Raw genomic sequence first — 24,591 nt, forward strand, 5'->3', positions numbered from 1 at the left:
AGCCAGGAGCACATTGTTTTGGGAGCGGTGTCTTATCCGCGTGGCTTGCGAGGCGGGCCTTTGCGGGGGGCGCCCTTGAATGGCCGGGCGCCGTAGGCAGGCTTCGGGCCGCGCCCCTCATTCGGGCGGCCCTTGCCACGCGGTGGCCCTTCGCGGCGGTTTTCGCGCGCCGTGTCCCGAGGGGTTCCCTCAATCTGTTCGAACTGGACTTCAGCGCCCTCGTCGCTCGCCTCGCCCGTGCGCTTCACCGAGCCGATGAAGCGGGATACGATCGCGCTGGGGATTTCGAACAGCGTTTCGTTGGCGGCGATCCGGATCGCGCCGATGTCCTGGCGTGACACATGGCCTCGGCGGCAGATCAGCGGCAGGATCCAACGCGGGTCGGCATTGTGACGGCGGCCGATGTCTATGCGGAACCAGACGGTATCCTCAAAGCCCGGACGAGGCCCATCGCGGCGGGGCGGCGCTTCGCTGGCGTCGAGCAGTTCTTCGGGCGCGGGGAGGGCGGCGCGGGCGCTTTTCACCAGCATGGCGGCGATTTCCTTGGCGGACTTTTCGGCCAGCAGTTCAGCGCCCAGCGCCCAGTCCAACTCGTCCAGCTCCGCCTTCTCCATCAGGCGTTCGCGCAGACGGGCATTATCCTGCTGCTGGATCACTTCCTTGCTCGGCGGGGTGCCCCATTCGACCGGGATTTTGGCGCCACGCAGCATGGATTCGACACGGCGGCGGCGGGGGTAGGGGACGATGAGGACAGCCGTGCCCTTTTTGCCTGCGCGCCCGGTGCGGCCAGAACGGTGCTGCATCGTTTCTGCGTCACGCGGGATTTCGACGTGCACGACGAGGCTGAGGTTGGGAAGGTCGATGCCGCGCGCAGCAACATCGGTGGCGACACAGACGCGCGCGCGGCGGTCGCGCAAGGCCTGGAGCGCATGGTTGCGTTCATTCTGGCTGTGTTCGCCCGACAGCGCCACGGCGGCGAAACCGCGTTCGGTGAGGCTGGCGTGGAGGTGGCGGACATTATCGCGGGTGGCGCAGAACAGGATCGCTGTTTCCGCCTCATGGTAGCGCAGCAGGTTGACGACGGCGTTTTCGATGTCGGCGGGTGCGACGGTCACGGCCTGATAGCTGATGTCGCCGTGGCCACGTTCGTCGCTGACAGTCGAAATGCGCAGCGCGTCCTTCTGGTAGCGCTTGGCGAGCGCAACGATCGGCTTCGGCATGGTGGCGGAGAAGAGGAGGGTGCGGCGGCCTTCGGGCGCGCCGTCGAGTATCTCTTCCAGATCTTCGCGGAAGCCCATGTCGAGCATTTCGTCAGCTTCATCGAGGACAACGGTCTTGAGTCCCGACAGGTCCAGTGCGCCGCGTTCGAGATGGTCGCGCAGGCGGCCGGGCGTGCCGACGACGATGTGCGCGCCGTGGGAAAGGGCGCGCCGTTCCTTGGCGGCGTCCATGCCGCCGACGCAGGTGGCGATGCGAGCGCGGGCTTCGCCGTAAAGCCACTCCAGTTCACGGCTGACTTGCAGCGCCAGTTCGCGGGTGGGGGCGATGGCGAGCGCGAGCGGCTTTCCCGCTACGGGCAGACGCATTTCTTCGCCGAGCAGTTCGCCGGCCATGGCGAGGCCAAAGGCGACCGTCTTGCCCGAGCCGGTCTGTGCCGAGACGATGAGGTCCCGGCCTTCTGCTTCCGGTTGGGTGACTTCGGCCTGAACCGGGGTCAGGCTTTCATAGCCTTTCCGCGTCAGGGCGTCCGAGAGGAGGGGCGGGAGATGTTCAAAAGACATTATATTTTCCGTCGGTAAAGCGACCCGCCATTCCCGACGGATACATGATGACCTGATGTGCTTCGGCCGCTGCCGGAGCCCGGGATGCAAGGTCACACACCCCGAAGTTCACACCGTCCCTGAGGACCTCTGCCCAAGGCAGAAATGGGTGCGAAGAAGCACCCAAAATAAGAAGGCCGCCTTCCCCCGCAAAGAGGGAAGGCGGCCCCTATATTAACTATTGCGAGGGATCAGACCGAAGCGACTTCCGCCACGTCGACCTTCACGCCCGGACCCATCGAGGACGACAGGGCGATCTTGCGGACGTACTTGCCCTTCGAACCCGACGGCTTCGCCTTGACGATGGCGTCAACGAAAGCGTCGAAATTCTTGCGCAGGTCTTCGGCCGAGAAGCTCGCCTTGCCGAGACCGGCGTGGATGATGCCAGCCTTTTCGACGCGGAATTCGATCTGACCACCCTTGGCGGCCTTCACGGCTTCGGCGACGTTCGGGGTGACGGTGCCAAGCTTCGGGTTCGGCATCAGGCCCTTGGGACCCAGAACCTTACCCAGACGGCCGACCAGACCCATCATGTCGGGGGTGGCGATTACGCGCTGGAAGTCGATGTTTCCAGCCTGGATGCTGTCCAGCAGGTCTTCGGCGCCCACGATGTCGGCGCCAGCAGCGGTTGCGGCTTCCGCCTTGTCACCACGGGCGAACACGGCGACGCGGACGTCCTTGCCGGTGCCTGCGGGCAGGGTGACGACGCCACGCACCATCTGGTCAGCGTGACGGGGATCGACGCCCAGGTTAATCGCGATTTCGACGCTTTCGTCGAACTTGGCGGTTGCGTGGGTCTTGATCAGACCCAGAGCTTCGTCGACACCGTGCAGCTTTTCGCGGTCAACGGCAGTAGCGAGAGCCTTCGCCTTCTTGGTCAGCTTTGCCATGATATTAGCCCTCCACCACTTCGAGGCCCATCGCGCGAGCGGAGCCTTCGATGATCTTCGTCGCTGCGTCGATGTCGTTCGCGTTCAGGTCAACCATCTTGGCCTGGGCGATTTCAGCGAGCTGGGCGCGGGTGATCTTTCCGGCGGTAACCTTGCCCGGCTCCTTGGAACCCGACTTCAGGTTGACGGCCTTCTTGATGAGGTAGGTGGCGGGCGGCTGCTTCGTGACGAAGCTGAACGAACGGTCCGCATAAACGGTGATGATGGTCGGCAGCGGGGTGCCCTTGTCCATCTTTTCCGTCGAGGCATTGAACGCCTTGCAGAATTCCATGATGTTCACACCGCGCTGACCCAGCGCCGGACCGATCGGCGGCGAGGGGTTGGCGGCTCCAGCGGGCACCTGGAGCTTGATATAGCCCGTAATCTTCTTGGCCATTTTCACTCACTCTATTGCTGGGAGGATCGCAAGCGACCCGCCCGGTTCAAGTTTAGCGGTCAAGCAGCAATCCCTGAGGATGCCTTCCGCACTGTATTATCCTCGCCCCTTCAGGGGAGAGGATACCGTAGCTTGCCAGTTTGCTGGCTAGCGTAGGTTGGAGAGGGGGCTGTGCCCTCTCCCGCTGCGACTAGGCGGCAGAGCCGCCAAGTCTCGCTTCCCTCTCCCGCTTGCGGGAGAGGAAATTCTTACTTCGACAGTTCGACCTGTTCGAAGTCCAGTTCGACCGGCGTGGCGCGGCCGAAGATCGACACGGACACCTTGACCCGGTTCTTTTCGAAATCCAGTTCCTCGACCGTGCCGTTGAAGCTGGCGAAGGGGCCGTCCAGAACCTTGACGCTGTCGCCGATTTCGTAATCGACATTGACCTTGTGCTTGGGCGCGGCTTCGGCGGCCTTCTGCGCGCCGAAATAGCGGGCGGCTTCGGTCTCGCTGATCGCCTGCGGCTTGCCGGAGGAGCCGAGGAAGCCGGTCACCTTGGGCGTGTTCTTCACGAGGTGGTAGATGTCGTCGTTCATCGCCAGCTTGGCGAGGACGTAGCCGGGCATGAACTTGCGTTCGACCTGAACCTTCTTGCCGCGCTTCACTTCGGTCACGGTCTCGGTGGGGACTTCCACCTGCTCGACCAGCTGGGAGAGGCCCATGCGCTCGGCTTCGGACAGGATCGATTCCTTGACCTTGTTTTCGAAGCCCGAATAGGCGTGGATGATGTACCAGCGCGCCATGTTACCGTCTCAAACTCCTACCAGGCGATTTACTGGGAAATCGCGGTAATCCAAAACTTCAAGCCCGTCCGGCGGCGAACGCCAGCAGCCAGCGAACGATCGCCCCGAAAAAGGTGTCGATCCCGAAGAAGAAGAGGCCGAGCAGTGTGGTCATGATACCGACCATCACCGCAGTCATGACCGTTTCACGGCCCGTGGGCCACACGATCTTCGACGCTTCGGTCTTCACCTGATTGACGAATTCGCCCGGAGAAACCTTCGCCATCACTGCCTCAACAACTTTCGAACAAACACCAAAGCGCGAAGCAACAGTCCGCCCTCCGGACCCCGCCATGTCGGCGTCCCGGGGTGCGGCCGCTGGCTCCGCGACCCATCTTCGCTGGGGCAACTAACCGCGAACCTTTGAAAAATCAAGGATCAGCGCTCAGCGACCTGGCAGGAGTGGAGGGACTCGAACCCCCGGCATTCGGTTTTGGAGACCGACGCTCTACCAGCTGAGCTACACTCCTGTACCGGCGAAGGAGGGCGCTTTAGCGTGGCCTGCGGGGGAGAGCAAGCAGGAAACTTTAGAGGAAAATGCCGCCCTTCATCACGCGGCGGGCGCGGCCCTGTACTGGCATCCGATCGAAGGGCGTATTGCCCGCCTGCGCCGCCATTTTCGTGGAATCTATGATCCAAGGCGCATCGGGATCGATGAAGATGAGGTCGGCAGCGCTACCGGCCGCGAAGCTTCCTGCATCGACGCCCAATATGCGGGCCGGATTGGCGCTGAGCAGCATCATCAGGCGCGTCATCGACAGATGTCCTTCGCGCACGAGGTTCAGCGACAGGGCGAGCAGGGTTTCGGCTCCAGCCATGCCGGGAGACGCGTCGGCGAAGGGCAACCTCTTATCCTCGGGGCCACGAGGATCGTGACTGGAGGTGATTACATCGACCGTACCGTCGGCGACCGCGACGATCGAGGCCTTGCGGTCATCCTCCGACCTTAGCGGAGGCGACAGGCGCGCGAAGGTGCGGAAGTTGGTGACGGCATTGTCGGCAAGGTAAAGATAGGCCGGGCTAATCCCGCAGGTGACCCTTACGCCTTCGGCCTTTGCTGCGCGTATGAGGTCAAAGCCCGCCTTCGTCGTCACGAGCCGGAAATGGATGGCGGCGCCCGTTTCCTTCGCCAGCATGAGGTCGCGTGCGATGGCGATCGCTTCTGCGCAGGCCGGTGCGTGGGGCAGGCCCAGCCGGGTTGCCGTTTCGCCGCTGGTTGCGACTGCCTTGCCTGCGAGGCCGCTGTCCTCGGCATGCGTGATGACCGTCAGGCCGAGGCCGGAGGCATAGGCGAGTACCCGCATCATCACGCCTGAATCCGCGATCCATTGGCGTCCCGTGGCAACCGCCTTGGCACCCGCTGCCTGCATCATGCCGATTTCCGCCAGCTCGCCCCCTTTGAGGCCCCGCGTGGCAGCGGCGATCGGATGGACCCAGAAGTCGGGCTTCCCCGCGCGCGCGGCCTGACGGATGAGGCCAGCCTCATCCAGCGGGGAGGACTGGTCGGGCATCAGGGCGGCCCGGGTGATCCCGCCGAAGTGGAAGGCGGGCTTATCGGTAGCGAACACGCCCAGATCGATGAGGCCCGGTGCCACCACCAGCCCGGCGGCGTCGATCTTTTCAGCGTCGTCCGGCACATCGACATTGCCCGAGGCGATGATCTGATCGCCTTCGATGAGGATCGCGCCAGTGTGGACGTCGCGGGCAGCGGGGTCGGCCAGTTTCGCGTTGATGATGGCAAGCTTGCTCATGCCCAACCCTCCACACCGCGCGCGCCACGGGTCAGCACATCCAGGCAGGCCATGCGGATGGCGACGCCCATTTCCACCTGTTCGGTGATGGCGGAACGGTTCGGATCATCGGCCACCACGCTCGATATCTCGACACCGCGGTTCATGGGGCCGGGGTGCATGACCAATGCGTCCGGCTTGGCTATGGCAAGCCGTTCGGGTGTCAGGCCGTAAAGCATGTGATATTCGCGAGGCGAGGGGATGAAGGCGCCGTCCATCCGTTCATTCTGGAGGCGCAGCATCATCACGACGTCGGCGCCATCCAGCCCTTCATCCATGCGGTTATATGGCGTGGCGCCCAGCATCTCCACTTCGGGCGGCATTAAGGTCGGCGGCGTGACGGCCCGGACCTGCGCGCCCAAAGCCGCGAGGCAGAGCATGTTGGAGCGCGCGACGCGGCTATGCAGCACATCCCCGCAAATCGCGACGATAAGGCCCTCAAACCCTCCCTTGCGGCGGCGGATGGTGAGGGCGTCCAGCAGGGCTTGGGTCGGATGTTGGTGCCAGCCATCGCCAGCATTGAGGACCGGGCAGTCCACCATGTCCGAGATCAGGGCAACAGCGCCCGAACTCGCATGTCGAATGACGATCACGTCGGCGGCCATGGCGTTGAGGGTCATGGCCGTGTCGATCAGGGTCTCCCCCTTCTTTACGCTCGACTGCCCGGCATGCATGTTCACGACGTCGGCGCCCAGACGCTTGCCCGCAATCTCGAACGACAGCAGGGTGCGGGTACTGTTTTCGAAGAAGGCGTTGATTTGCGTCATTCCAGCGAGACGGTCGTCATGTTTGCGCGCATTGCCCCGGTTGGTCCGTGCCCAATGTTCCGCCTCATCCAGCAGGAAACGGATTTCCCAAGGCTTCAGGTCGGCGATGGAGAGAAGATGCCGATGCGGAAACAACGCCCGGCCGGTCAGGTCGGACGAGGTGGGGGGAACGGTTATGTCGGGCATGAACGGACCCTTTAGGCGAGGGCAGGAAAGAGGGCAAGACGGGAAGCTTGGAAGTTCCGTCCGCTTTCTTATCTGCATGGGATGCGGATTTTTACGATCGGGTATGAAGGAGCTACGCAGGGCGAGCTGATAGCGGCGTTGCGGGAGGCGGGCGTCACCTTGCTGGCCGACGTCAGGGCGGTTCCGCTTTCGCGGCGGCCGGGATTTTCCAAGAATATTCTGGCGGCGGGGCTGAAGGAGGCCGGGATCGACTATGTCGGGCTGAAGGCGCTGGGCACGCCCGCCGAAGGCAGGGAGGCGGCTCGCAAGGGCAATCATGCGAAACTTCGGGAGATTTATTCGGGGCAACTCGATCTGCCGGAAGCTATCGTCCAGGCGGAACAGTTGCGTGATATGGCGCGGGAGCGGCCCACGGCTTTGCTGTGTTTCGAGCGGGAGGCGGACGGATGCCATCGCTCCCTATTGCTGGAGTATCTTTTCCCGGATGACGAGCGTGTGGACCTGAAGCCCTGAATCGTCAGAAGCGCCGCGCGACGGCTCCGGCGGTCCAACCCATGCCCACCGCCAGCAGAATGGCGGTAAGGCCGTATAAGAAGGACCATCGTTCGGCGGCGACCGCCATGAAACGTTCGAACCCTGACTTGCGTATGGTGATGTCGCGCACGGCGGCGGCGACGACCCGCCCATCCTGCACGAGGAAGGTTTCCGCTGTATAATCGCCGACGATTACTCGCGCGGGGAGCGGGATGCGTGCCCGGTATAACACTCCATCGGTGATCTCCACCGAGCCGGGCCTTTCGGCGAACAATCCCGATCGTTCACGCAGGTCGATCAATCCGGCCTGGAAGCGATCAAGCTCTGCGCTGTCATTAAGCGATGATGGGGACAGTTGCAGCTTGTCCACGCCCAGTTCGTAAATCGCGGCCGTTCGTTCATCAACTACGTTGGCGATCGGACGGGAAGAGGCGACCGCATAAAAGCTGGGTGCGGAGCGGAAGCGGGCGCTGTCCGCATTGACCCAGATGCCAGCGACCTTTTGCTTCTCGCGCATGGTGATGGACTGGTCAGGACCTTTCAGCACAACCAATATGTCCGCGGGTCTGCTCGGTCGTCGGCCGTCGGGATAGACGATCGCTCCAAATAGCAGGAGGTCGGCGCCGGTGAAGCTGTACTGGATTTCCACTTCCCGTTGCGAGACGTCGGGGACTAGCGTCGGCTCCCCTGCCGCGCCAAGCAGTGTCGAAAGGGGGAGCAGAAGTGCGAGACGGGCGCGCAGGCTCAACGCACTTCCACCGTGTAAATCTCGTCCGGGCGGAAACCGAGCCCCAACGCCATGCGCGCGGCGACCAGCAGCACGATCACGGACAATAATATACGCAGATATTCAGGACGAACCGTCATCGAGATACGGGTGCCGATCTGTGCCCCCGTCACGCTGCCGATCAGAAGCAGCATCGCGAGGACAAGATCGACCGCCTTTGTAGTCATGGCGTGCATCATCGTCGTCGCCATGGTGACGAACAAAATCTGAAACAGCGAAGTGCCCACCACCGACTGGGTGGTCATGCCAAGCAGGTACAGCATGGCGGGCACAAGGATGAAGCCGCCGCCGACGCCCAGCAGGGTTGTCAGTATCCCCGTTGCAACACCGAGCAGCAACGGTGCGAGGGGAGAGATGTAAAGTCCCGAGCGATAGAAGCGCCACCGCATCGGCAGTGCGGCGACCAAGGGGTGATGGCGCCGCTTGCGGGCCTGCATGCGTTTGCCTGTCTTCAACAGTATCAGCGCCTGGACCGACTCCTTCGCCATCAACATGCCGATGCCGCCGAGCATCAGGACATAAAGGATGCCGATAGCCGTATCGATCTGCCCAATGGACTGAAGCAGCCGGAACAACAGCACGCCGATGCCTGCCCCAATCACGCCGCCGCCGATCAGGACGCCGCCCATCCGGAAATCGACGGTGCCCCTCGCCATGTGAGTGACGACCCCCGATACGCTGGCACCAGTGACCTGGGACGCGGCGGATGCGGCCGCCACGGTTGGCGGAATGCCGTAGAAGATCAGCAGGGGCGTGGTCAGGAAGCCGCCGCCGACGCCGAACATGCCGGAGAGAAGGCCGACCACACCGCCCAGGGCAATGATCACCAGCGCGTTCACCGACAGATTGGCGATGGGCAGGTAAAGATCCATGTGCCCACAGGGTTAGGCCGAATGGATGGCAAGATAAAGGCGCTGCGCGTCCGCCCCGCGTTAAAAATTCGCGCCGAGGGTAAGAGTGAGGCCGGATGAGGGCGATGCTTCTCCCGCTACGCGTTCCCGCCATTCAATGCTGAGCCGCGATGCGACGCAGGGGAGTGGCAGGCGGACCTCAATCTCCGGCCCGATATCAACGCGCTCCACCTGCGGTTGCGCGCCTCCCGATACGCTGAGACCGGTGCGTACGGGCGTCCCCGATATAGGAGTGAGCAGGGAAAGCTTGCCGTCAGCGAACAGGTCGCGCCGGTTGAACCCGACCAAGCCTGCTTGTCCATAAGCCTCCGCTTCCAATTTGCCCAGAACTGGAGTGGGGCCGAAGCCGCCCACCGCAAATACCGCGTTGGCATTGCGTGCGCCATTTCCCAGAGAAATCCGGCGCTCCGCCGCGATGGAGATCGGAATGAATCTGGAAGGTTGCCAGGCTATCCCTACGGCAGCCTCAGGCGAGGCGGGACGATTGAAGGCGCGGCTTACGCGCCCATAGAGGGCCGCGCGGCTGCTGCTGGCTGGCGTCAGATCATAATCGAGCCGGAGCCCTGCTTGCGACCCGCCGAGCCTGCCGCCCGTGACAAGATCCTGCGGATTGGCGCTGCCGTCGCGCCAGAGGAGCCACGCGCTGCCGCGCCAGCGGCGCACTTTGGTGCCGTCCGAGGGCGTTAGCGGCCATGCGGGCGGGGCGGACTGAGCAAAGTTGGATGGCCTGCGGTTCTCCGCGACTTCTTCGATTTTCGGATCGAAGGGCGTCTGGCCATCCTCGGACTTGCCCATGGCACTTTGAAACGCGGGGATAAAGGCTGGGGTAATCCCCCTTCTCGGCCCCGCAGCGCGTATCTTGTTCATCGGCCAATTGGCGACGAGCAGTGGGGTTGGCGTGGCCGGAATCGGTACGGCCTTTTGCTGAGAAGGCACGGTCAGGCGGGCAGCTGCAACCGGGATCGGTCGTGGCGGCAAGGGCGCGGCGGCGCTTCCTCCAAACATGGCGTTCGCGACCCGGATGATCACCCAGCCAGTCATAAGCACAAGGAAAAAGCGGACAGGCCGTCCGCTGGCACTGTTGTCCATGCTGATCTTAAATCTGGGGGAAGCGATGCTGCGTCTTGTCCCAGACCAGCGGCTTTCCGAACAGAGAATGAAGGTAGAGGAAGACCGCGCGGCGGGCCGCAAGCATCGCAATCAGATTGGCGAGAATGGAACGGGGGATTGCGCCGATGCCATAACCCCATCCATAGCTGCGGCCGACGAAAATGGCCCGCATCGCAGCGCGCCAGGTCATGAAGGCGAAGTTCAGCCAGAGCAGCAGTTCGACGAACGGCGATGGCTGGTAGGCGGTTTCGAGGCCGAACCAGCTTGCCATGAGAAGCAAGCCCCAAAGCAGGAAGGCGACATAAGCAGCGAAGAGAACGAAGGCGGCGATCGCCGCGCGCCGGTCACGGATGCGCATCCACCATTCGGTGGGTCCGCCCTGCCAGCCCATGCGGTCCCAACCAGCAAGCGAGATTCCGACCATCCAGCGTGCTTTCTGGCGGATGGCGCCGTCCAGGCTGTCCGGAAAATATTCACGCGTGGCGACAAGCTCGCCTGCGGCGTCGCGCATCCGCACGAAAACGCCGCGCCCGCCCATATTCTTGATCCGAAGGCCGACTTCATAATCTTCCGTGAGGGAAGCGGGGTCGAACGGACCCCCGTTCGCCGGATTGACGAGCCGTTCGAGTGTCAGTCGTTCGAATGCGCAGGCAACTCCGGCGGACGGAACCGACGCACCCATAGCTTCGCGGATCGTCAAATATTTCCCATGGCTCTCGGCAAATTCGTCGCAATAATGATTGGCGATCGAGCGTGCCCACCAACCGCCTTCTCCCGTGAGTGGAAGAACCGGCAACTGAACCAGTTGGAAACGATCGATCATCACATCGAACAGCCGTACTTCGTCGGCGTGGACGACATCTTCGGCGTCATGCAAGACTATGGCCTTGAACATTCTGCCGGTGCGCGCCTCTTCTTCCTGCATGGCGCGCCAGAGGAGGTTCAGGCAGTCCGCCTTGGTCGTGGGACCCGGACGTTCGTTGATGCAGACGACGAGACGATTGTCCTGGTCCGCGATCGGGTTGACGGCCGCCAAGGTGGCAAGATCATTGGGATAGACGCCGACGAAAATGCGATAGTCGCCAACGGACCATTGGTTGAGCGCATTGCGCAACATCGGGCCGATCACATCTGCTTCACCCCAGGCTGGAACGAAGATGCCGATCTTGCCAGGCTTTGAAGAGGCAGGCAGCGTCGCCGTCGTCATGCGCGCATGACGAGAATAGACCGCTATGTTTCGCCACCAGCGTCGGCCCAGGAACATGACATCCACGAGAAAATCGTCGATCCCGCCAATGGCCAGTCCCACCACGGCGAACAATAAAATCTCATGATAAATGATCGCTAGAACCGCCGTCAGCGATTGCGCCATGTTGAAATGCCCCCTGTAAACCGGGGCGCATTGGCAAATTCCTATGAAATTTCATAGCCCTTGCACATATTTTTTGCACAGGGCGAAAAGCTTTTGCTATTCCACTGAAGGCTCCGACCCGGCGCGATTTCCGTCAAGTTGTTCCAGCAGCGCGTTGGATGGAATGGCCTCGCTGACGCGGCGGTGCTAACGTCTCTACTGCCGGAAAGACGACTCGTCTAAAGAGTCGCGGCACCCCAACCAGTCTCATCAGCGATAGGTAGGAGGGCGTGAATGACCGGAGAGATGGATGTCAATTACCTACTGCACAGGCAGCAGGTGTCGTTGATACGAGCGCAGATGAGCCATTCCAAAAAAGGGCGTGCTGCCTATGAGGGATTGGCTCGTGGATATGGTGACCAGATCGATGCATATCGTGAGGAAAATGTGCGGTTAGTGAATTCCGCGCACTGATGGCGGGCATCCCGTTACCGCCGCTGGATCAACCGCTCTATTGACCGGTGGTGGCTTTCTTCGCTGTCAAATTCCTTTTCCAGCATAGCTTTCAGACGTTCAAGATCGGTTTCGGTCAGATGTTCGATGCCGATGAACTCGTTTCGGGCATCGGTGACGGCGCGGATGAGTTCGTCAAGCTTGGCCTGGATTGCCGACCCATCGCGATTTTGAGCGTTCTGGATCAGGAACACCATGAGAAAGGTCACGATCGTCGTGCCCGTGTTTATGATGAGCTGCCAGGTATCGGAATAATGAAAGATCGGGCCTGTCGCGATCCAGCCGATGATCACCGTTACCGCGAGAATGAAGGCGAGCGGCTGTCCCGACCAGCTTGCGACCCGATGTGCGAAGGCGCCGAAAATTCTGTCCATCCTCTTCTCCCTGTCGCAACCCATTTACCCTGTGTTCAGGGTCTGATTGCCATGAAGCGCGCATGACGACCATATCCATTCGTGCCTTTGCGCTCGCTTTGCCCATGGCTGCTATGCTGCTGTCTTCCTGCGCGACGGTGTCGCCCGAATCGAAAGTGCGGGCGGGGCTGATTGAAGCGGGGCTTTCGCCGCGAATGGCCGGGTGCATGGCGGAGCGGATGGTCGATCGGTTGAGCCTGATGCAGCTGCGGCGGTTGCAGTCGCTGGCGTCGCTCCGCAAGTCGCACATGGGGGAGATGACGGTTGACCGATTCCTCTACAAGGTGCGGGCGCTGGAGGATCCGGAGATATTCATGGTGACGAGCAAGGCGGCGATCGTCTGCGCGATTGAATGAAGGAAGTGGTGAATCGAACGCGATTCCGGGAAGTGATTTTGCAATTTTGCAAAGTTGATTTGCGAAATGAGGCTGGCGTCCTCTGCATCCCTGTGCTTTAGGCCCGTCATCAGCTTTTCGAGCGAAAGGACGGGCCAGGCCCATGAACATTCACGAATATCAGGCGAAGGAATTGCTGGCGAAATATGGCGCGCCGATTGCCGCCGGTTACGCCGCGTTCTCGGTCGATGAAGCCGTCGAAGCCGCCAAAAAGCTGCCCGGACCGCTCTATGTCGTGAAGTCGCAGATCCACGCCGGTGGCCGCGGCAAGGGCAAGTTCAAGGAGCTGGGCCCCGACGCGAAGGGTGGCGTTCGTCTGGCCTTCAACCTCGATGAGGTTAAGGCCCACGCTACCGACATGCTCGGCAACACGCTGGTCACCATCCAGACGGGTGAAGCAGGCAAGCAGGTCAATCGCCTCTACATCACCGACGGCGCCGACATTGCGAAGGAATTCTACCTCGCGCTGCTGGTCGATCGTGCCACCAGCCGCATTGCTTTCGTCGTATCGACCGAAGGCGGTATGGATATTGAAGAGGTCGCCCATTCAACCCCGGAAAAGATTCACACCTTCACCGTCGATCCAGCAGCCGGTTTCCAGCCGCACCATGGCCGTTCGGTCGCTGCCGCTCTGGGCCTGACCGGCGATCAGGCGAAGCAGGCCGCCAAGGTCGCCTCGTCGCTCTACGCGGCGTTCCTCGACACCGACGCCGAGCAGATCGAAGTCAACCCGCTGGCGCTGACCGAGCAGGGCAATCTGCTGGTGCTGGACGCCAAGGTTGGCTTCGACGGCAACGCCATGTTCCGTCACAAGGACATTGCCGAACTGCGCGACCTGACCGAGGAAGATCCGGCCGAAGTCGAGGCGAGCGAATATGACCTCGCCTACATCAAGCTGGACGGCAACATCGGCTGCATGGTGAATGGCGCGGGCCTGGCCATGGCGACGATGGACATCATCAAGCTGAACGGCGAATTCCCCGCCAACTTCCTGGACGTCGGTGGTGGCGCCAACAAGGAAAAGGTGACCGCGGCCTTCAAGATCATCCTGAAGGACCCGGCGGTGAAGGGCATTCTCGTCAACATCTTCGGTGGCATCATGAAGTGCGACATCATTGCCGAGGGCATCGTCGCCGCCGCCAAGGAAGTTGACCTGTCGGTTCCTCTGGTCGTTCGCCTGGAAGGCACGAACGTCCAGCAGGGCAAGGACATTCTGGCTTCGTCCGGCCTCGCCATCGTCCCTGCGGACGATCTGGGCGACGCGGCCAAGAAGATCGTGGCGGAAGTGAGGAAGGCAGCCTGATTTCCAAGCCACTTTAACCGAACACCATGGGGCGCAGGCGGTCTTTAGGGGTCGCCTGCGTCCTTGTCCGCATATGCGGGCTGTGGCGTTAAACGAAAGGATGTTGCGATGAAGATCCTTGTGCCCGTGAAGCGGGTCATTGACTATAATGTGAAGCCGCGCGTGAAGGCTGACGGGACGGGCGTCGATTTGGCGAACGTCAAGATGAGCATGAACCCGTTTGACGAGATCGCGGTCGAGGAAGCCATCCGCCTGAAGGAGAAGGGCGTGGCGACCGAGGTCGTCGCCGTGTCGATCGGCGTCGCCAAGGCGCAGGAAACGCTGCGCACGGCGCTGGCCATGGGTGCGGATCGTGCGATCCTGATCCAGACGGATGACGAAGTCGAACCGCTGGGCGTCGCCAAGCTGCTCGCCAAAGTGCAGGAAGAGGAAGACGCTGGCCTGATCATCCTGGGCAAGCAGGCGATCGACGACGACAGCAACCAGACCGGCCAGATGCTGGCCGCGCTGCTGAACCTGCCGCAGGGCACCTTCGCTTCGAAGGTCGAGGTTGAGGGCGACAAGGTCAGCGTGACCCGCGAAGTCGATGGCGGCCTGGAGACGGTGAAGCTGAACACGCCTGCCATCATCACCACCGACCTGCGTTTGAACGAGCCGCGCTATGCTTCGCTGCCCAACATCATGAAGGCGAAGAGCAAGCCGCTCGCGAACAAGACGCCCGCCGATTATGGCGTGGACATTTCGCCGCGTCTGGAGACGCTGAAGGTCACCGAGCCCGCCAAGCGTTCGGCTGGCGTCAAGGTCGCCGATGTCGATGAACTGGTTGCGAAGCTGAAAGCTTTGGGAGTTGCAGCATGAAGACTCTGGTATGGGTTGAACATGAGGGCGGCGCCGTCAAGGACGCGACCCTTTCCGCCGTCACCGCTGCTGCAAAGCTGGGTGAAGTGCATCTGCTGGTCGCTGGTGCTGGCGTCGGCGGCGTAGGTGAAGCTGCTGCGAAGATCGCTGGCGTGGGCAAGGTCCATGTCGCCGATGACGCGGCTTTCGGTCATGCGTTGGCCGAAAATGTCGCGCCGCTGGTCGTTGAACTGATGGGCAGCCATGACGCGTTCGTCGCGCCTGCCACCAGCAACGGCAAGAATATCGCACCGCGCGTCGCGGCTCTGCTGGACGTGATGCAGATCAGCGACATCCTGTCGGTCGAGAGCGAGGACACGTTCACGCGTCCGATCTATGCGGGCAACGCGATCGCGACGGTCAAGTCCAAGGACGTGAAGAAGGTCATCACCGTTCGCGGCACTGCTTTTGAGAAGGCGGCGCGCGAGGGTGGTTCGGGCGCGGTGGAAGCCGTGGCCTCTACGGGTGACAAGGGTCTGTCGAGCTTCGTCGGCGCCGAGATCGCCAAGCAGGAGCGTCCGGAACTGACGTCTGCCAAGATCATCGTGTCGGGTGGCCGTGCGCTGAAGGATGGCGAGACGTTCGAGCAGGTGATCTTCCCGCTGGCCGACAAGCTGGGCGCAGCGGTGGGTGCTTCGCGCGCTGCCGTTGACGCGGGTTATGTGCCGAACGATTATCAGGTCGGGCAGACCGGCAAGATCGTGGCGCCGGAAGTCTATATCGCCGTGGGTATTTCCGGCGCGATCCAGCATCTGGCTGGCATGAAGGACAGCAAGACCATCATCGCCATCAACAAGGATGAGGATGCGCCGATCTTCCAGGTCGCGGACATCGGCTTGGTCGGCGACCTGTTCAAGGTGGTGCCGGAGTTGACTGGCAAGCTGTAAGGCTTCGGAAGTCACATTCCACAAAGTAGTGAAGAGGGCGCGGCCGATGGTCGCGCCCTTTTTCTTATTCGCAGCGGACGCTACTGCGATCGATTGCGTTACCGGCGATTGCGCCGCCGCCTGCGCCGAGGATGGTGCCGAGCGTTTTTGAGCCGCCGGGGGCGATGATATTGCCCAGCACGCCGCCCGCGATCGCGCCGACTATCGTGCCAGCGGTGCCGTCGCTGCGCTTGCAATAATAGCGGCCGTCATTATCGCGATAGATATAGTCGTCATCGGTGATCACCCGGCCGTAATAGCCTCCTGCGGGGCGATTGTAGCCATAGCGGTCGGCGTAGCGATCCGTGGTGCAGGCCGCCAGCGGCAGGGCCAGCAAGGCGGCGGCGATTATCGGGGCGCGCATCAGTCACTCTCCTTCTCTTTGGCCCCCGGCTGCGTAACAACCCTTCAAATCGGGGTAAGTTGCGTGGGTGGAACGGCTTTGTGGAGAGAGGTGAGCAGAAATTAGTCCACCCGCCACGGCGCCGCGAAAGGGGGGAAACGCGGGCCGGGCGGGCGGTGGCCAGCGGCCAGAGGGATAAGCCGCCGGATTAGGATTTTTTAGAATGTCAGCCGCGTATCAGCTGGCGAGGGACGAGCCCGGCGCTGTGTGGCGCGGTTGCGTGGGCGTGATCGCCGGGGACATGCTGCTGCCGCCGAGGCTGCTGCTGGTGGAGCTGCCAGCGCGGTTCGAGATGTCGTCGCGAGCCTTGTTGTAGCGGGTGACGAGGTCTTCCTTGAACTCGGTCAGCTTGCCTTCGTCATACAGTTTCTTGCCGACATAGCCTGCGATGGCGCCGAAAATGAGAGTGCGGATCATTGGGTCTAGCTCCTTACCGGATGTTCCTGTCAGGGTCGCGAAGATAACCGGTCAGAAGGCGTCGGGTTCCGGACGCTTTGGAGTATTCGACAAGATGAGCGGCTGTGGCGATGTGCCGGAGCGGCGGGCCGTCGGGGCGGTGATGTCGCAGGGCGGAGCCGCAGGAATCCGCGTGTTTTCTAGGTGGGTGTTTCCGGCCAGCATTGCTTCAGGCGTTGGCGGCGGCGCTCTCGGCAAGCGCGGCGGCTGAGGCAGCTTCGCGGCGGGCGCGGTTGCGGTCGGCGAGGTCCTGGCGTTCGGCCATGGCGAGGAAGGTTGCTTCCGAGCGGAGGCAGCGGTCGCGGACGTTGGTGAGGGTAGCGACCTGGGCTTCGTTGCGAGCCTGGGCGGCGAGGGCGCGATAGTCGGGGTGCGTCATGTGCGCTCCTTTGTCAGATAGTGCCCGGGCGCCATGGGAGCGGCGCCCGGACGGTCAGCATGGCTTATTCAGCGTGCTGAAGATTTACGGCCGCCATCTTGCCGCGACGATCCTGTTCCAGATCATAAGACACGCGGTCCTTTTCGCGCAGCGTGGCCAGGCCAGCGCGCTCGACGGCGGTGATGTGGACGAACGCGTCGGGGGTGCCGTCGTCAGGGGCGATGAAGCCATAGCCCTTGTCGGCGTTGAAGAATTTGACGGTTCCGGTGATGCTCATGGTAGTTCCTTCGTTCGTACGGTCTGTCCAGCGTGGATGGACCGGTCGCTAGAGGGGCAGGGAAAGAAGGAAGTTTGGTGCCGCAAAGCGCCGAAAGACCGTCGATTTGCGTCTGTAGCCCGACCTATGTGGGGGTTGGGGGAGGAAATTGCAAGGGCGGGGTTGGGGGCTTGGCGGGAGGGGTTGTGAGGGGCTGGTTCCGGCTTGGCCTGGGCTTGTCACGGGACAATCCCCACTTCCGTTCGCCCTGAGCCCTTCGACAGGCTCAGGACAGGCTTGTCGAAGGGCTCTACTTCCTTCTGGGAAGAAGGGAAGGGCCCTTCGACTGCCTGCTTGCAGCAGGCGCTCAGGACAGGCTTCGACAAGCTCAGCCCGAACGGGGATTGGGGTGTAGGGCAGAAGAGGCGTAATCCTGCAGGCTTGGTTGTTCGGCCTGCCACTCCCATCACCCGGCCTTTTCCAGCGCCGTGAAGCCGAAAAATGCGTCGCGGGCGCGGGCGGCGGCGGCTTCGTAGGGGCGGCGTTGGGCTTCCTCCAGCGCGGCTAGGGCCTCGCTTTCCTGTGGGGTCAGGGCGCGCTCATAGCCGTCTATGTCGTAGAGGTCGCCGCTTTCTTCGCCGGTGAAGCCGGGCGGGGCGGGATAGTCGGTGCGCCAGGCTTCGCGCTCCTCATCCCACCATGCGCCGCGCAGGCGGGCGGCGGCTTCGTCGGGCGGAAGGGTGGCGCGATCGACGATTTGCGGGCGAAGTTCACACCGTTCATGGGAGGGGTGGGGATCGGCCTTTTTGCCCTCATGCAGTGCCATGCGCGCGGCGATGAAAAGCGCGGCGGAGGCTCCGGGAGAGAGGGCGGTGGCGGTGGCTTCGATGCTGTCGGATGGGCAAGGATCGGGGAGGGCGGCTTCGGGACGCTCCGGCGCGGCGGGGTGGGCGGCTTCGCTTTCTTCGGGCGGGCAGAGCATGTCGAGATAGGCGGCGAAATCCTGCGCGACGACGCGGGCGAGGGCTGCGTCGGAGCCCTCCGGCGGGTTGTCGGCCATGCGGTCGAGGCGGGAGAGCATCGACATGGCGAGGCGGTTGTCGTGGCGGTGGCGGGTGATTTCGCCTGCGTCCGCGTCTTTGCGGATCACTTCCTCATGGCCGGTGAGGGCGCGCGCGAGCAGTTCGTCGGCGAGGCGCGCGCGGGCGATGAGGATGGCCGCGTCCCAGCCGAGGCGAAAGGCCGCGCCGTCGCGGCGGATGCGCAAGGCATAGGCGGCGCGTTTGCTGATCTGCGCGGCGTCGCAGGCCGTGGTGATGACGCCGGTGGCGGCGAGCGTTTCAAGGAAGAGCCGCTGGCGCGCGGGGCTCCAGCCGTCGGCGCGGACTTGATCGGCGGCCGTGGGGAGGGAGGAGAAGTGGTAGGACATGGCAAAGCTCCTTTTTATGGGAGGGTTTGCCCGGGAGGGTATAACAGGTGAGGGGTTGTAGGACAGAACAAAATGGGAACGGTGGTGTGAGGGGCGTCAGGGATATTGCTGGCGGGTATGTTTGACGGCCAGTATTTCTATGACGTCAGCTCCAACACGATAGACGAGCATGTAATTGGGGGTAACGAGGGCTTCCCGCGTCTCGGGGACGCGACCGGCGCGATACATATAAGGATGATCGGCCAAGCGAGTGGCGGTATATTCCAGCAATTCTGCAAGGCGAGCAGCGGCGGCGGGATTGCGATCAGAGATATAGTCAACGATCCGCCGAGCATCCTCGCGCGCGATCGGGCGCTAGATGACGTGCGGCATCAGGCGTGCTTGGCTTTCTTCGCCTCAATGATCGCGCGCAGTTCCGCCATGACCTGATCATGCGGGATCCCGGGCCGGGGATCGGCCAAGGACGCCTCCACCTGCGCACGGAACCAGGCGTCGTAAGCCTCGGCTTCCTCGGTCGTCGCGAACTCGGACTCGATGGGGGTGAGTTTGGTCATGAAGGTAGCATATCAGGAGGTGCCGACGCTTCCAACGGCGGATTACCAGTTGCCACCGGCTTCCTTGATTGCCTTGAGCAGCGCCTTTTTGGAGGCGGTGCGGCGGAGGCCGCTGTTGCGGGGCATGTCAGCATCGGTGATGCCGAGTTCGGCGCGGCGGCGAGCGATCTTGCGCCCGAGTTCTTCGAGCGTGATTGGTTCAGGGGTTGAGGTCGTCGATGCCATAATCGCCTGCCGTTTCGTAGCGGATGCGTCTTTCCATATAGTCCAGATCGAGGTCTTCCGACAGGGCGAAGATGGTTCGGGCTTGATCTAGCATGTCGCTTGCTGTGCCTGAGGCATATTGGCCCATGCGGTCGGCTATGATGTCCTCTGTTGCGATGACTTCGATAATGCCGCTGTCGCCTACGAGGATCGGACGAACCCGTTCCCGTTCTGCTTGTCCGTCGAGCAGGGTGGAAGACACCACTTCAAAGCCGAGCTTCAGGTCGGGATGAATCCAGCCGCGCGTCGCCATGCCGGGACCGGAGGGGCGGAGGAAGCCGTGTTCTACGAGGACATCCTCGAAACTGGATTGAGAGCCGGTTACGATGTCGAAGTCGCCGGTGTTTATGCTGCTCAGCGAATATATTTCCACTGCTGCACCCCCGACGAGGACGGGACGCGACAGTTTACGCGCTGTCATGGCGTTGCTGATGCGGGCGAACATTTCTAACGCGGCGGTGAATTCGGGGCGATATGGTGTCATGGCTTTGTGGCCCTACGATATTCCAGCATGCTCAGCATGTTGGTGAAGTTAATCACGCCCCAGCATTCGCGAAGCGCTAAACTGAGCGTAAAATACATCCAAAAGCCTGACAGAGCCCGGTCGATATCGCTGGCGAACAATGAAATTTTCAGTCCACCGCCAGCCATCACCGCAACTAAAATCACCATCAACATGACTACGAGAATGGCAAGTTGGAACCCATAAACATAATCCTCCGCGGGTCTGTCGGAGGCAAATAACGCTTCTCGCAATTCCTTGCTTTGTAAGATCGTTGAGGCCCTTGTAGTCCAAGCCATGGACAAGCCAATCAGTATTGAGGCAGCCGGGAAAAGGGCCTTTCCGGCAAACATGAATGGGTCAGAATTAATGAAAAATGTAGCCAGAATGGCCACTATTCCGTGAACCAAGATATAGCCATTGAAAACATTGCGATATCCGGGCGGAGCGCTGCCTGATCCTTTGGCGAACCATTTCCAAAAGGTGTCCATGATCTATTTCGGCAGACCACGAACGCGCTCATAGGCGCGTCGAGTTGAATGTAATATGGCATCGAAGACAGATGAGCTTGGTTCCGGCTCAACTCGCTCGATTACGGGACTGCCTGACAAATAGATTCGTTTGGGCGGGCCGCCGTCTTCCAGCCGAACATTCGCACTTGCCTGTTCTCCATCTGCCGCAACCGCTTTTGTTACGTCCTCGATTAGTTCTTTATCCAAATCGGGTCCTTCGACCTCGATTTTGGCTTTGTCGCCTCCGACCTTTTTCGTGAATTCTTTCGCAGGGCCTTGAATTAACCTATTCACGTCCTGAGGATTAGGCCTGCTCACGGTGAAACTGAACCGCGTGACTGCTAGCGCGCTCCGTATCGCCTCGATGAAGTTGATAGGGTCAGGTATAGGCTCAACAACGATCACGGAGTTCGCGTCTCGTGCGAAAGGCGCTGAGTTCAAAAGACGGGCTAATTTTGCAGAAATTTCGCTCGTGTTCTGGGAAACGCCGCTCTTTCGGATAATTCCACATGCCTGTGTCGCTAAATCGAAGACACCAAGCGTAAACGGCGCGCGCATAGCTTCTTCTTCTAGGAAGTTATGAGTGGCCTCATCGAACTGAGGTGTCGTAACAGCTTGAGTCCTTCCCATCGCGAAAGCGATACCTTCGGAACTGACTTCCTCAACATTGCCGATATGCCATTCAGATCCTCGGCCTACATCAGCGGTCGGGCGTGCTTCGAACGAACGCCTGATGATGCTGATTGGGTCTGATGTTTCACGTAGTAAGTCGCCCTGAGGCAAGCCCTCGCATTTCACCCGAAGAATGTGGATATTGAACAAAGTAATTGCCCCCCTGCCTTACACTCACTCCGCCGCCACAGCCTCCAACCCCAACAGCGGCGCGAGATAGCGCCCGGTGAAGCTCCGGGCGTTCTTCGCGACCTTTTCGGGCGTGCCTTCGGCGACGACTTCGCCGCCCTTGACGCCGCCTTCCGGTCCCATGTCGATGATCCAGTCGGCGGTCTTGATGACGTCGAGGTTGTGCTCGATCACGACCACGCTGTTGCCCTGTTCGACCAGGGCGTGGAGGACTTCGAGGAGTTTGCGGACGTCTTCGAAGTGGAGGCCGGTGGTGGGTTCGTCCAATATGTAGAGGGTCTGGCCGGTGGCTCTGCGGGAGAGTTCCTTGGCAAGTTTGACGCGTTGGGCTTCGCCACCGGAGAGGGTGGTGGCTTGCTGGCCTACCTTTATGTAGCCGAGGCCGACTTCGGCGAGCATGGCCATCTTGTCGCGGATGGGGGGGACGGCCTTGAAGAATTCCACCGCGTCCTCGACGGTCATGTCGAGCACGTCGGCGATGCTGTGGCCCTTGAACTTCACCTCCAGCGTTTCGCGATTGTAGCGGGCGCCGTGGCAGACGTCGCAGGTGACATAGACGTCGGGGAGGAAGTGCATCTCTATCTTGAGCACGCCGTCGCCCTGGCAGGCTTCGCAGCGGCCGCCCTTGACGTTGAAGCTGAAGCGGCCGGGCTTGTAGCCGCGCGCCTGTGCTTCGGGGAGGCCCGCGAACCAGTCGCGGATGTTGGTGAAGGCGCCGGTATAGGTGGCCGGGTTGGAGCGGGGGGTGCGGCCGATGGGCGACTGGTCGATGTCGATCACCTTGTCGCAATGTTCAAGGCCGGTGACCTTGTCATGCGGGCCGGCGACGATGCGGGCGCCGTTGAGGGTGCGGGCGGACGCGGCGTAGAGGGTGTCGATGGTGAAGCTGGACTTGCCCGATCCTGACACGCCGGTGATGCAGGTGAAGGTGCCGAGCGGGATGCTGGCCGTCACACTTTGCAGGTTGTTGGCGCGGGCGTTGTGGACGGTGAGCTTCTTGCCATTGCCCTTGCGGCGCTTTGTGGGGACTTCGATGCGGCGGGTGCCGTTGAGGTAATCCGCGGTCAGGCTGTCGCGGTGGGCGAGCAGTTCGTTGAGCGTGCCCTGGGCGACGATGGTGCCGCCGTGGACGCCCGCGCCCGGTCCCATGTCGACGATATAGTCGGCCATGCGGATCGCGTCCTCGTCATGCTCCACGACGATGACGGTGTTGCCGAGGTCGCGCAGGCGCTTCAAGGTGACGAGCAGGCGGTCATTGTCGCGCTGGTGCAGGCCGATGCTGGGTTCGTCGAGGACGTAGAGGACGCCCGACAGGCCGCTGCCGATCTGTGACGCGAGGCGGATGCGCTGGGACTCGCCGCCCGACAGGGTGCCGCTGGTGCGGTCGAGGTTCAGATAGTCGAGGCCGACATTGTTGAGGAAGCCGAGGCGCTCGACGATTTCCTTGAGGATGGCCTTGGCGATCTGGTTCTGCTGGTCGGTGAGGTGCGCGGGGAGGGTGGAGAAGAAGCCGAGCGCGTCCACCACCGAGCGGCGGGTGGACATGGAGATGTCCTCGCCCGCGATCTTGACGGCGCGGGCTTCGGGTTTGAGGCGGGCGCCGTGGCAGGTCTCGCACGGCATGGCGGTTTGATATTTGCTGAGTTCCTCGCGCATCCAGGCGGAGTCGGTCTGGAGGAGGCGGCGGTTGAGGTTGCCGATGACGCCTTCGAAGGGTTTCTTGACCTCGTAGGATTTTTTGCCGTCTACGAAGCGCAGGGTGACGGGTTTGCCTGCGGTGCCGTGGAGGATGATGATTTTTACCTCCGGGGGGAGGTCTTTCCACGGGGTTTCCAGGTTGAAGCCGAACTCCTTGGCTAGGGAGCCCAGGACTTGCATATAGTAGGGGCTGGGCGGGTTGGACTTGGCCCAGGGGACGATCGCGCCCTTTTTGAGGGTTAGGTGCTCGTTGGGGACGACGAGTTCGGGGTCGAATTCCTGGCGTTCGCCGAGGCCGTCGCAGGCGGGGCAGGCGCCCTGGGGGGCGTTGAAGGAGAAGAGGCGGGGTTCGATCTCGGGGATGGTGAAGCCGGAGACGGGGCAGGCGAATTTTTCAGAGAAGACTATCCGGTTTTCCGGGATGCCGGCGTTTTTCATTTTTCCGGATGTTGGCGCTGGCCCACCCCCGGCCCAGTTCGGGGTGGACAGTCCCCCGGACTGTCCAGCCTGTGCCGGGGGCACAGGCGACCCCGAACTCGCCTGCGGGAGGGGGGATAAGTCCGCAACGGTGCCGTCCGCCAAATCCACATAGGCGAGGCCATCCGCCAGCTTTAGGGCTTGTTCGAAGCTGTCGGCCAGGCGGGTGCCCATGTCCGGATCGACTGCGAGGCGGTCGACGACGACTTCGATGTCATGCTTGTATTTCTTGTCGAGGGCGGGCGCGTCTTCGATCAGGTACATTTCGCCGTCGATGCGGACGCGGGTGTAGCCTGCCTTCTGCCACTCCAGCAGTTCCTTCTTATACTCGCCCTTGCGGCCGCGGACGACGGGGGCGAGGAGGTAGAAGCGGGTGCCTTGCGGAAGCTGCATCACGCGGTCGACCATCTGGCTGACGGTCTGGGCGCTGATCGGTTCTCCGGTCGCGGGGGAATAGGGGATGCCGACGCGCGCCCAGAGCAGGCGCATATAGTCGTAGATCTCAGTGACGGTGGCGACCGTGGAGCGCGGGTTGCGGCTGGTCGTCTTCTGCTCGATCGAGATGGCGGGGGAGAGGCCGTCAATATGCTCGACGTCCGGCTTCTGCATCATCTCAAGGAACTGGCGGGCATAGGCGGAGAGGCTCTCCACATAGCGGCGCTGACCCTCGGCATAGATGGTGTCGAAGGCGAGGGAGGATTTGCCCGAGCCGGACAGGCCGGTGATGACGATCAGGCTGTCGCGGGGGAGATCGACGTCCACGCCCTTAAGGTTGTGCTCACGCGCGCCGCGTACGGAAATGGTGGTCAGACTCATGGGGCGTGTTGTTCCAGATTTGTTCTTTGGGGGCAAGGGCGTTGCCGGGCTATTGGGCGCGGATATGGGATAGCAGGTGGCGGCTCGCAAGCGGCCTATGCTTTCCAGCGTGAGCAGGCGGTGGGTCGCCG

At 62.0% G+C, this 24,591-nt stretch carries 30 protein-coding genes and 1 tRNA gene; 6 read left to right on the plus strand and 25 right to left on the minus strand.

Translation table 11 applies throughout. The features are described 5' to 3' along the window. Nucleotides 1–32 precede the first annotated feature (32 nt). The 8 genes from IZV00_RS01555 to IZV00_RS01590 form a co-directional block, all read right to left on the minus strand. Nucleotides 33–1,781, minus strand: a complete 1,749-nt coding sequence (locus tag IZV00_RS01555; protein ID WP_196225488.1) for a DEAD/DEAH box helicase — start codon at nt 1,779–1,781, stop codon at nt 33–35. A gap of 230 nt (nt 1,782–2,011) precedes the next feature. Next, the gene (rplA, locus tag IZV00_RS01560; protein WP_196225489.1) at nt 2,012–2,710 is read right to left on the minus strand and encodes a 50S ribosomal protein L1; all 699 of its coding nucleotides are present in this window, start codon (nt 2,708–2,710) and stop codon (nt 2,012–2,014) included. 4 nt (nt 2,711–2,714) lie between these two features. Beyond that, entirely contained in the window at nt 2,715–3,146 is a 432-nt protein-coding gene (rplK, locus tag IZV00_RS01565; protein ID WP_167301861.1) for a 50S ribosomal protein L11, read from the minus strand. A gap of 248 nt (nt 3,147–3,394) precedes the next feature. Further along, nucleotides 3,395–3,931 (minus strand): transcription termination/antitermination protein NusG, encoded by a 537-nt coding sequence (gene nusG / locus IZV00_RS01570; RefSeq protein ID WP_097091085.1) that lies wholly within the window; start codon nt 3,929–3,931, stop codon nt 3,395–3,397. Between the two features lie 58 nt (nt 3,932–3,989). After that, nucleotides 3,990–4,196: a preprotein translocase subunit SecE gene (gene secE, locus IZV00_RS01575; RefSeq protein WP_196225490.1), complete on the minus strand. Its 207-nt coding sequence runs from the start codon at nt 4,194–4,196 to the stop codon at nt 3,990–3,992. Between the two features lie 168 nt (nt 4,197–4,364). After that, a tRNA-Trp gene (locus tag IZV00_RS01580) sits at nt 4,365–4,440 on the minus strand. Between the two features lie 57 nt (nt 4,441–4,497). Further along, a complete protein-coding gene (locus IZV00_RS01585; RefSeq protein WP_196225491.1) occupies nt 4,498–5,721 on the minus strand; it encodes a dihydroorotase in 1,224 nt (407 codons plus the stop codon). Beyond that, nucleotides 5,718–6,713, minus strand: coding sequence for an aspartate carbamoyltransferase catalytic subunit (locus IZV00_RS01590; RefSeq protein ID WP_196225492.1), 996 nt, complete (start codon nt 6,711–6,713; stop codon nt 5,718–5,720). The genes IZV00_RS01585 and IZV00_RS01590 overlap by 4 nt, the downstream gene beginning before the upstream one ends. A gap of 81 nt (nt 6,714–6,794) precedes the next feature. Here IZV00_RS01590 and IZV00_RS01595 point away from each other — a divergent pair, with 81 nt between their 5' ends. Next, nucleotides 6,795–7,226, plus strand: a complete 432-nt coding sequence (locus tag IZV00_RS01595) for a DUF488 domain-containing protein (protein WP_196225493.1) — start codon at nt 6,795–6,797, stop codon at nt 7,224–7,226. A gap of 4 nt (nt 7,227–7,230) precedes the next feature. Here the strand turns inward: IZV00_RS01595 and IZV00_RS01600 are convergent, their stop codons facing one another. The 4 genes from IZV00_RS01600 to IZV00_RS01615 are packed head-to-tail and all read right to left on the minus strand — an operon-like array spanning nt 7,231 to nt 11,427. Then, the gene (locus IZV00_RS01600) at nt 7,231–7,989 is read right to left on the minus strand and encodes a TIGR02186 family protein (RefSeq protein ID WP_196226447.1); all 759 of its coding nucleotides are present in this window, start codon (nt 7,987–7,989) and stop codon (nt 7,231–7,233) included. 2 nt (nt 7,990–7,991) lie between these two features. Then, on the minus strand, nt 7,992–8,906 hold the full coding sequence (locus IZV00_RS01605) for a sulfite exporter TauE/SafE family protein (RefSeq protein WP_196225494.1): 915 nt from the start codon (nt 8,904–8,906) through the stop codon (nt 7,992–7,994). Between the two features lie 60 nt (nt 8,907–8,966). Next, nucleotides 8,967–10,034 carry a hypothetical protein gene (locus tag IZV00_RS01610; protein ID WP_196225495.1) on the minus strand — a complete coding sequence of 356 codons (1,068 nt, stop codon included), beginning with the start codon at nt 10,032–10,034 and terminating at the stop codon, nt 8,967–8,969. Nucleotides 10,035–10,041: 7 nt separating this feature from the next. Beyond that, nucleotides 10,042–11,427, minus strand: a complete 1,386-nt coding sequence (locus IZV00_RS01615) for a glycosyl transferase family protein (RefSeq protein WP_196225496.1) — start codon at nt 11,425–11,427, stop codon at nt 10,042–10,044. Nucleotides 11,428–11,700: 273 nt separating this feature from the next. Between IZV00_RS01615 and IZV00_RS01620 the strand changes: the two genes are divergently transcribed. Next, nucleotides 11,701–11,880, plus strand: coding sequence for a hypothetical protein (locus IZV00_RS01620; RefSeq protein ID WP_196225497.1), 180 nt, complete (start codon nt 11,701–11,703; stop codon nt 11,878–11,880). A 14-nt stretch (nt 11,881–11,894) separates the two neighbouring features. Here the strand turns inward: IZV00_RS01620 and IZV00_RS01625 are convergent, their stop codons facing one another. Next, entirely contained in the window at nt 11,895–12,293 is a 399-nt protein-coding gene (locus IZV00_RS01625; RefSeq protein ID WP_196225498.1) for a low affinity iron permease family protein, read from the minus strand. Between the two features lie 62 nt (nt 12,294–12,355). On the opposite strand from IZV00_RS01625, the gene IZV00_RS01630 reads away from it, so the two are divergent. From IZV00_RS01630 to IZV00_RS01645, 4 genes are all read left to right on the plus strand, one after another. Then, on the plus strand, nt 12,356–12,688 hold the full coding sequence (locus IZV00_RS01630) for a hypothetical protein (protein ID WP_196225499.1): 333 nt from the start codon (nt 12,356–12,358) through the stop codon (nt 12,686–12,688). Between the two features lie 142 nt (nt 12,689–12,830). Next, complete coding sequence (gene sucC / locus IZV00_RS01635; RefSeq protein ID WP_196225500.1) at nt 12,831–14,030, plus strand: ADP-forming succinate--CoA ligase subunit beta; 1,200 nt, start codon at nt 12,831–12,833, stop codon at nt 14,028–14,030. A gap of 108 nt (nt 14,031–14,138) precedes the next feature. Next, nucleotides 14,139–14,888 carry an electron transfer flavoprotein subunit beta/FixA family protein gene (locus IZV00_RS01640; RefSeq protein WP_196225501.1) on the plus strand — a complete coding sequence of 250 codons (750 nt, stop codon included), beginning with the start codon at nt 14,139–14,141 and terminating at the stop codon, nt 14,886–14,888. Further along, on the plus strand, nt 14,885–15,814 hold the full coding sequence (locus IZV00_RS01645; RefSeq protein ID WP_196225502.1) for an electron transfer flavoprotein subunit alpha/FixB family protein: 930 nt from the start codon (nt 14,885–14,887) through the stop codon (nt 15,812–15,814). The genes IZV00_RS01640 and IZV00_RS01645 overlap by 4 nt, the downstream gene beginning before the upstream one ends. A 64-nt stretch (nt 15,815–15,878) precedes the next feature. Here IZV00_RS01645 and IZV00_RS01650 read toward each other — a convergent pair whose 3' ends face one another. The 12 genes from IZV00_RS01650 to uvrA all read right to left on the minus strand — a co-directional run bounded on the left by IZV00_RS01650 (nt 15,879) and on the right by uvrA (nt 24,460). Next, nucleotides 15,879–16,217, minus strand: a complete 339-nt coding sequence (locus tag IZV00_RS01650; RefSeq protein WP_196225503.1) for a glycine zipper 2TM domain-containing protein — start codon at nt 16,215–16,217, stop codon at nt 15,879–15,881. Between the two features lie 216 nt (nt 16,218–16,433). Continuing rightward, nucleotides 16,434–16,673 (minus strand): hypothetical protein, encoded by a 240-nt coding sequence (locus IZV00_RS01655; RefSeq protein WP_196225504.1) that lies wholly within the window; start codon nt 16,671–16,673, stop codon nt 16,434–16,436. 208 nt (nt 16,674–16,881) lie between these two features. Next, complete coding sequence (locus IZV00_RS01660) at nt 16,882–17,091, minus strand: hypothetical protein (RefSeq protein ID WP_196225505.1); 210 nt, start codon at nt 17,089–17,091, stop codon at nt 16,882–16,884. A gap of 64 nt (nt 17,092–17,155) precedes the next feature. Continuing rightward, nucleotides 17,156–17,368 carry a cold-shock protein gene (locus tag IZV00_RS01665; RefSeq protein WP_097092702.1) on the minus strand — a complete coding sequence of 71 codons (213 nt, stop codon included), beginning with the start codon at nt 17,366–17,368 and terminating at the stop codon, nt 17,156–17,158. A gap of 445 nt (nt 17,369–17,813) precedes the next feature. After that, nucleotides 17,814–18,776 carry a hypothetical protein gene (locus IZV00_RS01670; protein ID WP_196225506.1) on the minus strand — a complete coding sequence of 321 codons (963 nt, stop codon included), beginning with the start codon at nt 18,774–18,776 and terminating at the stop codon, nt 17,814–17,816. Between the two features lie 96 nt (nt 18,777–18,872). Continuing rightward, nucleotides 18,873–19,124 carry a type II toxin-antitoxin system RelE/ParE family toxin gene (locus IZV00_RS01675; protein ID WP_268934782.1) on the minus strand — a complete coding sequence of 84 codons (252 nt, stop codon included), beginning with the start codon at nt 19,122–19,124 and terminating at the stop codon, nt 18,873–18,875. Nucleotides 19,125–19,147: 23 nt separating this feature from the next. Further along, nucleotides 19,148–19,330: a type II toxin-antitoxin system RelB family antitoxin gene (gene relB / locus IZV00_RS01680; protein WP_192666660.1), complete on the minus strand. Its 183-nt coding sequence runs from the start codon at nt 19,328–19,330 to the stop codon at nt 19,148–19,150. Between the two features lie 42 nt (nt 19,331–19,372). Beyond that, nucleotides 19,373–19,555 carry a hypothetical protein gene (locus IZV00_RS01685; RefSeq protein ID WP_196225507.1) on the minus strand — a complete coding sequence of 61 codons (183 nt, stop codon included), beginning with the start codon at nt 19,553–19,555 and terminating at the stop codon, nt 19,373–19,375. Beyond that, nucleotides 19,530–20,078 carry a hypothetical protein gene (locus IZV00_RS01690; protein WP_196225508.1) on the minus strand — a complete coding sequence of 183 codons (549 nt, stop codon included), beginning with the start codon at nt 20,076–20,078 and terminating at the stop codon, nt 19,530–19,532. Before IZV00_RS01690 ends, IZV00_RS01685 begins: the two co-directional genes overlap by 26 nt. Then, nucleotides 20,075–20,587: a hypothetical protein gene (locus IZV00_RS01695; RefSeq protein ID WP_196225509.1), complete on the minus strand. Its 513-nt coding sequence runs from the start codon at nt 20,585–20,587 to the stop codon at nt 20,075–20,077. Before IZV00_RS01695 ends, IZV00_RS01690 begins: the two co-directional genes overlap by 4 nt. Before the next feature lie 3 nt (nt 20,588–20,590). Next, complete coding sequence (locus IZV00_RS01700) at nt 20,591–21,430, minus strand: hypothetical protein (RefSeq protein ID WP_196225510.1); 840 nt, start codon at nt 21,428–21,430, stop codon at nt 20,591–20,593. Nucleotides 21,431–21,454: 24 nt separating this feature from the next. Further along, nucleotides 21,455–24,460 (minus strand): excinuclease ABC subunit UvrA, encoded by a 3,006-nt coding sequence (gene uvrA, locus IZV00_RS01705; RefSeq protein ID WP_196225511.1) that lies wholly within the window; start codon nt 24,458–24,460, stop codon nt 21,455–21,457. Nucleotides 24,461–24,591: the final 131 nt, after the last annotated feature.

The sequence above is a fragment of the Sphingobium sp. Cam5-1 genome, assembly GCF_015693305.1.
GTDB lineage: Bacteria > Pseudomonadota > Alphaproteobacteria > Sphingomonadales > Sphingomonadaceae > Sphingobium.